Source organism: Pseudogracilibacillus sp. ICA-222130, assembly GCF_037892545.1.
In the GTDB taxonomy this organism is placed as follows: domain Bacteria; phylum Bacillota; class Bacilli; order Bacillales; family Amphibacillaceae; genus Pseudogracilibacillus.
The window spans coordinates 66627-80958 of record NZ_JBBKBG010000008.1 but is presented as its reverse complement, the minus strand read 5'-3'; the positions used below and the strand labels follow the sequence as shown (position 1 = coordinate 80958).

The 14332-nt window shown below is 33.7% G+C and carries 15 protein-coding genes and 1 riboswitch; of the genes, 6 read left to right on the top strand and 9 right to left on the bottom strand.

What is annotated here, in order from left to right; genetic code table 11:
- Positions 1-381: 381 nt before the first annotated feature.
- On the top strand, positions 382-585 hold the full coding sequence (locus tag WKT09_RS05755; RefSeq protein WP_340415112.1) for a hypothetical protein: 204 nt from the start codon (positions 382-384) through the stop codon (positions 583-585).
- Positions 586-751: 166 nt separating this feature from the next.
- Here the strand turns inward: WKT09_RS05755 and uppS are convergent, their stop codons facing one another.
- The 4 genes from uppS to WKT09_RS05735 form a co-directional block, all read right to left on the bottom strand.
- Entirely contained in the window at positions 752-1462 is a 711-nt protein-coding gene (gene uppS / locus WKT09_RS05750; protein ID WP_340415111.1) for a polyprenyl diphosphate synthase, read from the bottom strand.
- Positions 1463-1476: 14 nt separating this feature from the next.
- Positions 1477-2772, bottom strand: a complete 1296-nt coding sequence (locus WKT09_RS05745) for a hypothetical protein (protein ID WP_340415110.1) — start codon at positions 2770-2772, stop codon at positions 1477-1479.
- A gap of 63 nt (positions 2773-2835) precedes the next feature.
- Positions 2836-3450 (bottom strand): HAAS signaling domain-containing protein, encoded by a 615-nt coding sequence (locus WKT09_RS05740; protein ID WP_340415109.1) that lies wholly within the window; start codon positions 3448-3450, stop codon positions 2836-2838.
- Positions 3447-3779 (bottom strand): PadR family transcriptional regulator, encoded by a 333-nt coding sequence (locus WKT09_RS05735; protein ID WP_340415108.1) that lies wholly within the window; start codon positions 3777-3779, stop codon positions 3447-3449. Before WKT09_RS05735 ends, WKT09_RS05740 begins: the two co-directional genes overlap by 4 nt.
- 174 nt (positions 3780-3953) lie before the next feature.
- On the opposite strand from WKT09_RS05735, the gene WKT09_RS05730 reads away from it, so the two are divergent.
- The 4 genes from WKT09_RS05730 to WKT09_RS05715 all read left to right on the top strand — a co-directional run bounded on the left by WKT09_RS05730 (position 3954) and on the right by WKT09_RS05715 (position 7122).
- On the top strand, positions 3954-4523 hold the full coding sequence (locus WKT09_RS05730; protein ID WP_340415107.1) for a Maf family protein: 570 nt from the start codon (positions 3954-3956) through the stop codon (positions 4521-4523).
- 75 nt (positions 4524-4598) lie between these two features.
- Positions 4599-6167, top strand: coding sequence for a Na+/H+ antiporter NhaC family protein (locus tag WKT09_RS05725; RefSeq protein ID WP_340415106.1), 1569 nt, complete (start codon positions 4599-4601; stop codon positions 6165-6167).
- A gap of 115 nt (positions 6168-6282) precedes the next feature.
- Positions 6283-6831, top strand: a complete 549-nt coding sequence (locus WKT09_RS05720; protein ID WP_340415105.1) for a DUF420 domain-containing protein — start codon at positions 6283-6285, stop codon at positions 6829-6831.
- 123 nt (positions 6832-6954) lie between these two features.
- The gene (locus tag WKT09_RS05715) at positions 6955-7122 is read left to right on the top strand and encodes a hypothetical protein (RefSeq protein ID WP_340415104.1); all 168 of its coding nucleotides are present in this window, start codon (positions 6955-6957) and stop codon (positions 7120-7122) included.
- Between the two features lie 10 nt (positions 7123-7132).
- Here the strand turns inward: WKT09_RS05715 and WKT09_RS05710 are convergent, their stop codons facing one another.
- Entirely contained in the window at positions 7133-7762 is a 630-nt protein-coding gene (locus WKT09_RS05710) for a pentapeptide repeat-containing protein (protein WP_340415103.1), read from the bottom strand.
- Between the two features lie 141 nt (positions 7763-7903).
- Here WKT09_RS05710 and WKT09_RS05705 point away from each other — a divergent pair, with 141 nt between their 5' ends.
- Positions 7904-9967, top strand: coding sequence for a poly(ethylene terephthalate) hydrolase family protein (locus WKT09_RS05705; protein ID WP_340415102.1), 2064 nt, complete (start codon positions 7904-7906; stop codon positions 9965-9967).
- Positions 9968-10208: 241 nt separating this feature from the next.
- Here WKT09_RS05705 and WKT09_RS05700 read toward each other — a convergent pair whose 3' ends face one another.
- The 4 genes from WKT09_RS05700 to WKT09_RS05685 form a co-directional block, all read right to left on the bottom strand.
- Positions 10209-11531, bottom strand: coding sequence for a DUF4179 domain-containing protein (locus tag WKT09_RS05700; protein WP_340415101.1), 1323 nt, complete (start codon positions 11529-11531; stop codon positions 10209-10211).
- On the bottom strand, positions 11532-12035 hold the full coding sequence (locus tag WKT09_RS05695) for a sigma-70 family RNA polymerase sigma factor (RefSeq protein ID WP_340415100.1): 504 nt from the start codon (positions 12033-12035) through the stop codon (positions 11532-11534). It abuts the gene before it with no gap.
- Between the two features lie 229 nt (positions 12036-12264).
- The gene (locus WKT09_RS05690; RefSeq protein ID WP_340415099.1) at positions 12265-12780 is read right to left on the bottom strand and encodes a cyclase family protein; all 516 of its coding nucleotides are present in this window, start codon (positions 12778-12780) and stop codon (positions 12265-12267) included.
- Between the two features lie 55 nt (positions 12781-12835).
- Positions 12836-13999, bottom strand: a complete 1164-nt coding sequence (locus WKT09_RS05685) for a pyridoxal phosphate-dependent aminotransferase (protein WP_340415098.1) — start codon at positions 13997-13999, stop codon at positions 12836-12838.
- 163 nt (positions 14000-14162) lie between these two features.
- A riboswitch (SAM riboswitch) is annotated at positions 14163-14266 on the top strand.
- Positions 14267-14332: the final 66 nt, after the last annotated feature.

Genomic DNA, 14332 nt, shown 5'->3' with positions numbered 1-14332 from the left:
ATCCCATGTTCTTGGTATTTCAATACTTTAGACCTAAATGCGGTCCCACTAAGCAATAATCCATACCTATCACTTAACTCTCGATGACTTACACCTTGTTCAAGATACATTTTAATATATCGTTCCAGTTCCTCAACTGAATGTTTACTATTAGAACGCATTAAAAATCCCCCTAAAGTAGATTTTATTTTTTAAGTGTCTACTTTAGGGGGAGCATATCACGTTACACGGCGTTTTCACACTTTTCGTTACATGGTGTCACAATTTGTACAAAAACTTTCGAACTAATTGTGAATATTTTCACAAAGACTACTATTTTTACGTAAATGGCTTATACTAATAATTGTAAACAAAATATATTTAAGGAAGTGTAGATGGAAAATGAAAGGTACAGCATTATTGATGAATAAGGACATGACGGTTACAGTTTTGGAGAATGTGGATGTTTCGGTGTATAAAGAGTTGAAAGACGAGAAACAGTATGACCAACCTCATTGTACAATCAATAATAAAAAGGTTGAATTTGAACCTATTCATTCTGTCGTTTGGTGTAAAGAAGATATTGATTTAGATTACGGTTACTAAATATATATAAAACAAAATGCGTTCTGGTGTTGCGTATACACCGGAACGCATTTTACTTATTTAAAGGATCGACTACATAACTCCATTTGTTTTAACATAATCTATATGCTTTTAAATCGGCCAAAAAAACTGCATAAGGATTATTTTCTCCTTATACAGCCTTTTATTACATGCTTTTTTCGTATATGGAAACATATCCACGTTGTTTTTGCCAACAGCAAACCGCTTCTTTTAGATCTGTTTCATCAAAATCTGGAAAATACACGTCCGTAAAATAAAGCTCTGCTTCCGCTGCTTGCCAAAGTAAAAAATTACTAATTCGTTGTTCTCCACCTGTACGAATCATTAAATCAGGGGAAGGCAAACCATTCGTATATAAATGTTTTTCGATATCCATTTCTGTTATATCTTGAGAACCTGATACGTCTTTCTCACGAACAACCGCTTTTATCGCTTGAACAATATCATCTCTACCACCATAATTAAAAGCAAAATTAACGACCATTCCATCATTATTTCTTGTTCGTTTCACGGCCTTCTCAATAGCGACACGTGTAGGGAATGGTACTTTTTTCAAATTACCTGATGTACGTATTCGAATATTTCTTTTCATAAATTGCGGTAATTTCTCATGAAAAAACTTTATCGGCAAACTCATCAAATAGTTTACTTCATCTAATGGCCTCGACCAATTTTCGGTAGAGAAGGCGTACAATGTTAATGCTTCTACACGTAACGAAATACATGCATCGATTACTTTCTCCATCGCCTTTACCCCTGCGAAATGGCCTTCACTTCTTGATAACCCTCGTGCTTTTCCCCATCGACCATTCCCGTCCATCGTAATGGCGATATGTTTTGGTATTTGTGCATTCATCTTTCTTCCTCCTCTTAACCTTTTTCATTTATCCAAGCATGATACTGTTCTACAAACTGCTCCCTTAAAAAATTATATGCGAATAGATGTGTGACATTTTTTTCTTGCTCATATTGTTCCGCCAAAAATTTATCTATTGCGTCATGTTCATTATAATCATATATTTCCATTAAACGAATCCAACCAGGATAAGACAACTGTTGTACGTTTACTTCATTTCCATTGATATTTTTTTTATTGTATTCATTTGCAACGAACTGCTCTAGATGAATGACGTTTAACATCGTATAAAAAATAATGCCGATAATAAAATAAAAATGTGTCAGAGATATACGACTAGCCCAAATTCGAATCAATGTATACATCAGTAAAAAAGCGATATAAAACAAAGAGAGATAAGCTGTAAAACTACGTATCGTCCATGCAGAAGCATACGTATCCACGGCAACTTGCATTGATTTATACAAAAACAAACTGTTTATGACAATCAAAAATGAATAACTTATATTCAGCAATATATGTATGCTTCTTATTCGCCCTAAAGCAATGTAAAAGAAAAACAATGTACATGCTGTCCATAAGAATGTCATATAAAACATTGGTACTGCTTCTAATGTGACACCTGTATATAAGACAATACCAATGACGTTCAATATAATGGATACAATAAACATTGGCTTATAATGTAATGGTTTCTTTTTTTGTAAAACAACTAAATATTGTTGCTCATCATTTTTCGGATAACGGAGTACCTGAAATATCCCAAAAATAAATATATTAATCATCATTACTCTTAAAAAAGGCATGAACCAATTCATATATATCATGAAACAAAGCAATATAAATACGATACTACTTATCAGGATAATAATTTTTTTCTGCCTTAAAAATTTACTAAAGCGAAGGATTAATTGAAAATCGTATTGAACGACTTCTATTAATTTTTCCCCCATCGTTCGAATAAATTTAGTCGTTCCCCAAACAAATGTATTCGGTCTTGTAACAACGATAATATGAATAAACATTAACATCGGGATCATCATTTTATTCCAAGAATAAAAAATTGTTTCACCGAATAATAAATATGTTGCACTTAACATCCATATTATTATCATCAATAAAATTCCAATTCTCCGATGATGGAATGCAGATAAACGAAATCGCAGGAAAAAAACAATATAAAAGCAAGAAATAAATAAGAGCATACTTAAACCAATTTCAACTTGAAAAAAAGTTATTTCTGCTAATATTCCAAGCAAAAAACATGAGATAAGCACAAAATAGTCATTTTTTCGTATCGTTTCTCTCATAAACCTCCACCTAACCTATACATAGAAATTCTATGTACATGAATAAAATAATTGGGAAGAGTATCAAACAGATACTTTTCTCCCCCAATAATAACCAAAAAATGTGACAGGGTATAAAATACCAGTTAATATACAAATCAACAAAAATGTCATCAATGGTTTCATTTGTAGCAAATGCGATAAAATGATGTACATGAACAACATATTAGGAAGGATAGCAATAACAAATGTTCGTTGTAACAATCGTTTTCCGCGATGACCGAATTCTTTTCCCATTTCATAGCCTAATAAAGACCAGAATATGGCATACAATCCAAAGATAAATAACGGTATATTGGCAACCATATTCCATACTTGAATGAGCCATTTCCATCCAAACAGATGTAAACATATTAATAAGACAGTTCCACCAACAAATATCGCAAAATTTAGTAAAACAAATAACCATTGTGTTTTTCTAGGTGTAATTCCTGTTTCTTGTCGCCAAATTTTTGCAACAGCAGTTGGAGATCCTAGTTGTTCTACTAGTGTTTCGTACACTTCATTTGTTGGAATTTGTTCATGTTGCAACATTTCATAAATATGTGCTTCGTAATCCGCAACGATTGCTTGATAATCTTTTTGATCAGATAGTTCTGTTTGCAATTCTTTTATATATCGTTGCGCCTCTTCATTCATGACTCCGTCTTTCCGATCATCTTCGACATTACTTTTACATATTGAATCCATTCAGATGTTCGTTCTTGCAAAATCATTTCCCCTGCCTTCGTAATACGATAATATTTTCTAGCAGGACCTTTTTCTTGTTCTTGCCAATACGCTTCAATATATTCTTGCTTTTCTAGTTTATGAAGTCCCGGATAGAGAGAACCTTCTTTTATTTGTAAATGATGTTCACTTCTTTTTTCAATTTCTTTTACTAATTCATATCCATACATATCTCGCTCATGTAATAATTGTAATACGAGCAGTGATGTACTTCCTTTTACTAATTCTCGACTAAACATACGTTTTCACCTACCTAGTTTATTTAGGTACATAGAAATACTATATAGCAATTAGGGAAAAATGTAAAGCACTATTACTAATACTATTTCAGCTACATCCTTTCCACCGTAACGTAAAATCAACTTATCTTATGTTACACTTGTTCTATCATCTTCTTTAAAGGAGTGAAAAAAATGGAACGAAAACTAATACTTGCCTCCTCTTCTCCTAGACGACAGCAGTTACTACATCAAGTACAAATCCCTTTTACTATACGTACGAACGATGTGGATGAATCCATTGTTCAAGAAATGGATCCCATCGAAAAAGTGAAGCAACTTGCCATATTAAAAGGAAATAGTATACAAAAAAATGTCCACGAAGTTATTTTAGCAGCAGATACCGTCGTTAGCTTTCAAGGTAAAATTTTTGAAAAACCGAAAGATAGAATGGATGCACGATCCATGCTTACACAATTAAGTGGAAATACACATGAAGTATACACAGGAGTATATATAAAAGGTGTGATGGAGAATAATTTATTCGTTGAAAAAACAGAAGTGACATTTTGGGAACTAACGGAAGAGGAAATAGAACATTATATTCAATTAGATGATCCATATGATAAGGCTGGTGCATATGGCATTCAAAGCACTGGTGCTATACTCGTCAAACATATTTTTGGGGATTATTATAATGTTGTTGGATTACCACTTGCAAAAGTCGTTCGTGCTTTAAAAACGTTTCATATTTACCCCTCATAATGTTTTATTTCTGCATTTCATGCAAAATCGTGTATAATATATAGGGTTAGTGAACGATAAAGGAGCGTAATGATTTTGTCTGATTCAATTTTATCCATTATTCCACCATTAATAGCCATTCTCATGGTGTTAATTACGAAACGAGTATTATTATCTTTAGGTGTCGGTATTTTATTTGCAGCATTTTTTGTTGCTAATTATCAGATCGGCGAAACATTAAGCTTAATTATTCAAGCTTTTGTTCGGGTATTCGTTGAAGATGGTGGATTAAATACGTGGAATATTTATATTATTTTATTCTTGTTTTTACTTGGAATTATTACTAGTTTTGTCAGTATGATGGGTGGAACGAGAGCATTCGGAGATTGGATGATCCTCCGTGTAAAAACACGTGTTGGTGCCCAAATAATGACGATCGTATTAGGTTTTGCCTTATTTATCGATGACTACTTCAACAGTTTAACAGTCGGACAAGTAGCACGTCCAGTGACAGATAAACATCGAATTTCACGTGCAAAACTTGCCTATATCGTCGACTCTACTGCAGCACCTATTTGTGTCATTGCACCATTATCAAGTTGGGGCGCGTACATTTTAGGTTTAATCGGAACGGTGTTCATGACACATAATATTGTTGATTATTCTGCATTAAGCGCATTTATTACGATGATTCCTATGAATTATTATGTTTGGTCAGCGATTGGGCTTGTATTTATTTTAGCAATTCGTCAAGCAGATTTTGGAGCGATGAAAAAGCATGAACTTCATGCATTAGAAACAGGAGATGTAACATTTCAACAACAAAAAACAGAAACACAACAACAAGAAGAAAAATCAAGTGCTATTGGGAAAATATCTGATTTACTCATTCCAATTATTATGTTGTTCATCGGAACCATCGGCCTTATTTTCACTACAGGGTATATAGCGTTAGCTCCTGGTGAAAGAAGTATCATTAATATTTTAGGGGAAGCAGATGTTTCATTATCCTTATTCCTTGGAGGACTAATTGCCGTGTTTATTACTTTTTTCATGAGTATTAGACATATCAAGGCAAATCAATTAGAGAAAAAGGATTTCTCCATCGGTATCTTTAACGGATTAAAGGCAATGTTATCAGCAGTTATTATATTAATTTTCGCATGGGCAATTACGGATTTAATTGACCAATTAGGAACAGGTACATATTTAGCAAATATTGTAAAACAATCAAATATTCCTTTTGCAATCTTACCATTCATTATTTTTATTATGGCTGGAATTATCGCTTTTTCAACGGGAACATCTTGGGGGGCATTTGCCTTGTTATTGCCTATTGCCGGTCAAATTGCAGCTTCTACAAACATCGACCTTATTTTACCGATGTTAGCTGCTGTTTTAGCTGGAGCAGTGTTCGGAGACCATTGTTCTCCCATTTCAGATACGACGATTCTATCTTCGACTGGATCAAGCTGTAACCATATAGACCATGTAATGACGCAATTACCTTATGCGATTGTTGCAGCAGTCATTGCTGGACTTGGTTATGTTGTGTTAGGCTTTACGGAAAATGTTTATTTTGGATTAATAACAGTCATTATCGGGCTATTCATTGTTTACCTCTTATTAGGAAAAACAAAATTAATGCCAAATAATGATAGATGATGTCATTTCCTTCATAAATATTTGTCATATTTATGAATAATACTCATTTTAAGAATTAATCATTGTATTATTTTTGTTTCTAGAATATTATAAAGTTAGGAAAGAGAGGGATATAATGAAAAGCGAAGCGAATAATTTAAAACAACGTAATTATACCCCACTAATTTGGGTACTTTCTGTTGTCGCTGTCATTATTATTTTAGGTACAAATTATATTCCACGTAGTACGACAGATACTATTTTTGGAATGAAACTTACGGTTCTTCCATTAATCAATGCGATTTTAAATGGTTTTGCATTTTTATTTTTAATTGGTGCACTCGTATCCATTAAAAAAGGAAATGTTAAAGCACACCGTAATTTTATTTTGGCAGCTTTTAGTGCAACATTTATTTTCTTAATTACGTATTTAACATATCATGCATTAGCTGGTTCTACGAGTTATGGGGAAGATGGATTTTTAAAATATGTCTATTACTTTGTATTAATCTCCCATATATTCTTATCAACAATCCTTTTACCATTGTCATTATTTACCCTGACAAAAGGTTTAAATATGCAAGTGGAGAAACATAAGAAAATTGCACGATGGACGATGCCAATTTGGTTATACGTTAGTTTTACGGGTGTCCTAGTATACGTATTAATTTCACCATTTTATTAACATAAAAGACTTAGGCGATACTTTTTGTACTCGTTCTAAGTCTTTTTTTATATATACTAGTATATAAGCTCACTTGTTTGGCGCATATGTATGTAAAATTTCAACACATATAGGAGGGTAAACATGGATTTCCCAGTATACACCATACTTCTATTCACTGGATTATTATATGGAATGATTACTTTTATGATCGAACTCCGTCACTACAATGATGCATTAAATGTAAAGCAATTAACCTTATCGATTGTCATCATGATAATTAGTGTCATTGGATTATATGTTTCCTATTAACATCGTAACGCTATGCATCTTTCACGATTAGCCCGAGCATGCTTGCAAATTGAATCGCTTGTAATGGTGATACTTTTAATCCTTTTAATTGATCGATGGTCACAAATAAAGTGTCAAACTGTGAAGTACTGACATCGATACCTTTTAACGGTGTTTCCTCAAAATTGGCTTCATTTAAATTACATGTATTGAATTGAATCGTTTTAAATATCGAACGATAAAAATCTACTTGTTGTAATGATGCATGTTCAAATAGTACTTTTTCCAATTTTGCTTTTCCAAACAACGCCATATTTACTAGAGAATGTTGGAATTGTGTATGTCCCATATACGCATGTTCAAAATTACACCCAACCAGTTTACAATTGTCAAATATGACACGATTCATAGATGCATATTCCATATTCGCATTCGAGAAATCACATTTTTCAAAACGAACATCTGTTAAACTAATCCTCGAAAAATCCGTCCCTATAAAACGGCAATTTTTAAATATGGTTTTTTGAATATGAATGCCTATGAATTGTTCATTGATACAATTTTCACGTTCCATTACTGCTTCTTCTATAAAATCCTCTTCTATTTCATGCATAGATTGTTTCGTTACATCTTCGCCAATCATTGGCTCTTTTATTTTCAAAAAAAACACTTCCTTTTGTATTTATTACATGAATCTATCATCAATAATGAGTAGTATATCATTCTTTTATATGATGGTTCATATGTTTCGTGCTAAAATAGACTTTATCATAGAAAAAAAGTTGGTGAATTACGCTTTATTATGCAAAAATTATTTTCAGCTATTAAAATGCAATGTATAAAAACGTATGAATACGACACACATGCAACAAAGTCTTTTGTTATCGTTGCATGGGGCATGACAACGATAGTCGCTCTAATAGCAATTTCTGGACGGCCATCAGGATCGACTTTCATCCATCTTTCTTTAGATTATGTCGTTGCCTTTATATTAAATTTATTTTTATTTATCATAGTGACATTTTTACTAGCATTTATTTTATCTCTTTTACGTATCCCTATTGCTCGAATAGCTTTATCTAGTATTTTATATGTCGGGATTGGTTTATGGGTATTATTATATGTTGTCGATGCCGGTTCGATTTTTTCGATGATCATCGGTGTCTTTGCTGCTATTCTTGCTACCGTTTTAAGTTTTTTTGCATATCAAATTCATGCTTATAAATACGGGAAAAAAATATTAATATGTAGTGCAATCGGTTTGACGATTATCGGTATTGCGTTGTTCATGTCTAATCATTCAAATGTAGACGATTCCTTAACTGGACCTTATGACGTACAATTTTTTACATATGGAAGCGGAAAAGATCCTTATCGAAAAGACTTTGGTGACGAAGTAACGGAACATACAGAAACAGTAAATGCATCCAGCTTTATAACAAATTGGAGTGCAAAACGCACAAAGTTTTGGGACTTTGATCAACACGAACTTCCGATTAACGGGCGAGTATTCATGCCTGAAGGAGATGGTCCCTTCCCTGTTATTTTAACGGTGCATGGGAACCATTCTATGGAAAAATTCTCTACAGGTGGCTATGATTATTTAGGAGAAATTATTGCCTCCCATGGCTTTATTTTCATTTCTGTTGATGAAGATTTCATTAACTATTCGAATATTACAGGTCAACCAAATGATAACTACCTATTGAGAACATGGATATTGCTACAACATATCGTGCAATTAAAAGAGATGAATCAAAAAGAGGATAGTTTATTTTATCAGAAAGTAAATGTACAAGAAATTGCATTGTCTGGTCATTCACGTGGTGGGCAAGCCGCTGCAATGGGAGCAGATTATGAACGTTTCATTGAAGATCCAGCATTACTTCGTGCATTACAAGACGTTGAAATTAAAGCCGTTGCTGCCATCTCCCCTACTGATAAGTCCATTGATCATACAAAACCGAAATTAGAAAATGTTTCTTACTTTATCATGCACGGTGCACAAGATGCAGATGTGTACAATTTCAGAGGGGATCATCAATTTTATCGCACGACATTGACAGATGCGAATCAAATAAAAGCTACATTATATATTGAACATGCAAACCATGTCCAATTCAATAACGATTGGGGACGTTACGATTTAGCAATGCCAAAAGGATTGTTTCTAAATCAAATGAACCTATTGTCGAAAAAAGAACAACAGCAAATTGCGGCCACCTACTTGACTGCCTTTTATAAAGATGTATTTCAACAAAGTACGGAATTAGCAACATTAATCGAAAATGAACAAGTTCGAAAGGAACTTTTACCAGACACAACGATGGCTCACAAATATGTAACTGGGCAATATCAATCATTGTTAACGTATAACAAACATCAAGAAATATTAGGCCAATTTTCTAATGCACCAAAAAAAGAAGTAATTCGTCCTAAAAACCGTTCGGGTGGAATTCACCCACAAGATGCACTACATATTGCTTGGGAAGAAGCAGCAACATATTCGATTCCACTTTCTCTTAAAGGGAAGAATGTTAATAGTCATTCGCTCGTCCTTACGGTAGCAAATTATAAACCAGAAGCAAATATTGATATGGAAGTTGTTCTGTCAAATGAAAATAAGACGCTTGTTCAAGAAACACATACATTATCTCCTGTCATTGAGATTGATCAAACGCCTTTCGGTTTACTTGATACGTATTATCGGGACGGCAAATATGACACAAACTGGGAGCCAATTTTTGAAACTATTCATGTTCCATTAACAGATATTTCTGCTGAGTCATTAAAAGATACAACATTAACTCTACAATTTTCAGGCACGAATGGGGAAGTTTTACTGGAAGAAATTGGGATAGAATAATATTTCATTCTTAAAGGAGAAAAAGTAATGATGATTAAGATGTAGCACGTCTGTTTATAACTTATCGCCGTTATAAAGAAACTTCTTTAGAAATCATTCTCCCCATTTATTAATTGTTGCGATCGTTTTTTTTCAAATCGGCGTGTACACTAAGCACCCTCTACATGTAGTTTATTATTTTAGAGGGTGCGTATTTTATCGGGCTCACTTTTTATACAATATACTAATCACCGTTTTAGCACTATTTTATTTGTACCTTGATTTCTTTTTCCGCTTCTAAAAATGTCGGATAATATTGTACTGGAATGCGAATATTCCCTTTTAATGTATCAATGTTTTTAAGTTCTAATCCATAATATCCTTTGCCATTTCTAATAGAATTAAAACTAGAATATAACTCCAATTCCTTGCCTTGTTCATCTAACACATAACTAAACATCCCGAACGGAAATTCTTCCTCTGACGGGGTATTTATCGCAAATACTAATGAGTTATCTTCCACAAAAACGGAATCAATTAATTTACCATTATCTGGCGCTTGAATAATTTTTCCTTCATCCATTGAGTATATAATTTCCCTCTCATTTTTATTCACTGCTTGCACTTTGCTTAATGTCATAAATAATTGTTCTGGTACTTGAAAATAACTACTCTCTAAATATAAAATATCTTTATGTGGCTCTTTCTCATCCATTATGTTTACTACACCGTTCGTGACTTTTCCCCATACATTCCTTTTTCCATCTTCTAATTGTAAATTCGTATAATCCAGAATATCTTTTGTATTAGTCGAATCTAACACGACATGAACTTCCGCTCTTGTTGGATACATGACTACTTTTTCAACCGTTATTTTTTGATCCGCTATCTCAATTGTTTCATTTACTTCATATTGTTGTTTCTTTGCTACCTTAATCTGCTCAACCTCAATTGGTACCGAAAATGTTTCCACACTCTCATCTACCCCCTCGTCTTGTACATGCACATCCATTACTATACGTAAGCCATTTTTCAACATATCATCTGATGATATTTGTGCATCGACTGTATGACGAAAACGTCTTTTCTTCGTACCATCATCGTCATCCATCGAACCATAACTTCCATTAAAAATAAGTTCCTTGCCATCTTGATCAAATAATTGGATTTTTCCAATGGAAGCATACTCCACTTTATTTTCTGTTTCAATCGTTATAAAAGATACAATGTTTTTTTCATCCATCATTACTCCATGTAATGTAAAGTTAATGCCTCCCTTTTTCTCTGTATAATTTATTTCATGATAATATTCATTTTGCATTGCCGATTCCCAACTAGGATTTCCACGTAAAAATACTGGATCAATCAAATAAACTGTCCATACGCATCCTGCAAGAAGAAAAATGATGGCTGCCCATGTCCATTTTGGTAAATAATAACGGTGTTTTTTCTTAGAAACTTTGCTCTCCTTATGTTGCTTCATACCTTTTTCTATCGCTTCATCTAACAATGTCTCGGGGATGGAAATGTTTTCTATTTTGTTTTTATAATTTTCAAGTTGCTTTTCTACATCTTCATGTTTCATTTACACTTCCCCTTTCTTTGCTAAATGACGTAGTTTATCTAAAGTTTTATAAACTCTTGTTTTCATCGTATTTTCATTCGTACGAAACACTTCAGCCATTTCTTTAAAAGATATGCCGTGAATATATTTTAAAACTATCCATTCTCTTTCTTGATTAGATAATTTTTCTAATAGTTCTTCCATCTCTAATAATAGAAAGTCTTCCTCATAAGCTGATGGTATCATCGTTTCATCTAATTGCAGCACTTTTTTTCGTTCCCGTATTAAATCGTTACAATAATTAATCGTAATTCGAATAAACCACGTTTTAATATAGGCAGGTTGTCGTATTGAATGGATATTAATCAATGCGCGATATGTAACTTCTTGTACTACTTCTAATGCAAGCTCTTCTGTTTTCATGTAACTCAATGCTGTTCGATAAATATCAGCTTTTACAGTATCCATAAGTTGCATAAAAGCTTCTTTATCTCCAGCAATAGCTTTTTTTGTAATTTTCTCCAATGGACTCCCCCTTCACCTGCTATATATTAGACGGTCACTTATATAAAAAGTTTTAATTTTTTTGAAAAATAATGAAAAATTCTCCTTTAGATCATCCATTATTAACTTTATATTGTATACATTGCTTTATATATTCCAATTTGTAAGTTGAAGCAAGAAAAAATGATAAAAAAAGACGGGGATTGATCCTCCCCGTTTTCTCCTGCAAAGCTACTACTAATAATCGCTTTTATAATATAGCGATCGCGCGGACTGGTGACCCGTCCCCTTTTTCTATTTTTAAAGGTAGTCCATAAAATGTAAAAGATTGATGGAACGGAATTTTTTCTAAATTGATTAGGTCTGTATAGGTAATAATGTCGTTCGCTAATAACATTCTTTCTAATCGTTCCGTCATATCTCCACCGACAAAGGAGGGTTTTGCGTGCAATAATTTATCTATATATGTTTCATCCAGTGGTTCAGTAAAGAATAAGCCTATCTCCCTCGGCCATTGTGAATCTTTTTGCACTACTTGTGCTTCACCAAAAAATCGTTCGATCGGAATCTCATCTACATTTGCTTTTCCTTTATGCATATGCGAAAATGCATCGACATGTGTGCCGGTATGCGTACCTAATGTTAACCTTCTTAACTCCCAGCCATTTTTGTCAAATGTATGGACTTTTTCAATCGTAACCGCTGGATCTCCAGGATAGACGTCCATTTTTTCGTTCAATGTTGCGGTTAAATCAATTACTTTCATACCACTCCCCCACTCTTTCAAATGGATTTTATCCGGAGAAAAAACTGGACATCGATTAAAATAAGTCCAGTTTTCCTATCCGTTCTACCGCTTCACGTAAACGATCTACTTCCTCCAATAATCCAATTCGTACATACCCTTCTCCATGTGCCCCAAAAGCATTACCTGGAGCAACAGCGATATTTGCTTCATTTAACAACAAATCAGTAAAGGATTCACTCGTATGTCCATTTGGAACCTGTAACCAAGCGAAAAAAGAGGCCTTTGGTGCTTCGACTTTCCACCCGATTTTTTTACAAGCTTCGATAAACACATTACGACGATGTTCATATAAAGCGACTATTTCTTTCGCTGCCGTTTGCTCTCCTAACAATGCTTTTGCAGCTGCACGCTGAACGGCAGGAAATTGGTTAATATACATATGATCTTGTAATAAATTAATCGCACCGACAATCTCCTTATTTCCTAAAGCAAATCCGACGCGCCATCCAGCCATATTAAATGTTTTCGACATCGTATACATTTCCACCCCGACATCTTTCGCCCCGTCTGCTTGTAAAAAACTTACCGGTTTTTCACCATCAAATCCGATTCCACCATAAGCAAAATCATGCATTACTGCAATATTGTTTTCTTTCGCGAATTGGACTGTCTCATCAAAAAATGGAACATCTGCTACTGCACTCGTCGGATTACTTGGATAATTTAAATACATTAATGTTGCATCTCGTTTAATATCCTCATCTATAACATCATAATTAGGAAAATAGTTATTTTCTTCTAGTAATGGCATCGTTTCGAATCGTATATCTGCCAAACTAACACCAGATAAATAGTCTGGATAACCTGGGTCTGGAAGTAAGAGAACTTCTCCTGGATCCATAATCGCCAATGGTAATTCGACAACTCCCGCTTTCGAACCGAATAAAATAGCAACCTCTGTTTCCGGATCTAGATTTACTCCGTATTCACGTTTATAAAATATCGCTATCGCTTCTTTCAATTCCGTCGTACCTCGAAATGGTGCATATCCATGTGTGACTGGATCTTCTACTGCATCCTGTAAAGCTGTTACGATATGAGACGGCGTTGGTTTATCAGGATTTCCTCTTCCAAGATTAATAACATCTCTCCCTTCCCTAACAGCTTGTTGAACATTTTTGGTTAATTGCGAGAAAAAATGTGCCGGCAATCTCTGTAATCGATTCGATAATTTCATATAAATATTCCTCATTTCAATTCTATCATTCTACAACAAGTATAAAGAATATACTTTCGAAAAGAAAGAAATTTTCAGTTATTATTGACAAATTAAACGAAAATAGCTATGATTAAATATATTAGTTTGACTAATATGAAATGCTACAATTATATAAGTCGATAACTTATCAAGAGTGACCGAGGGACAAGGCCCAATGACGTCCGGCAACCCCATTATGGAAGGTGCCAATTCCTTCAGAACGTACAAATTTCTGGAAGATAAGCTGAAAATTAACAGTTCTTCTTTCATATTTGTGAAAGAAGTTTTTTTATGTTTTTAAAAGGGAGACTA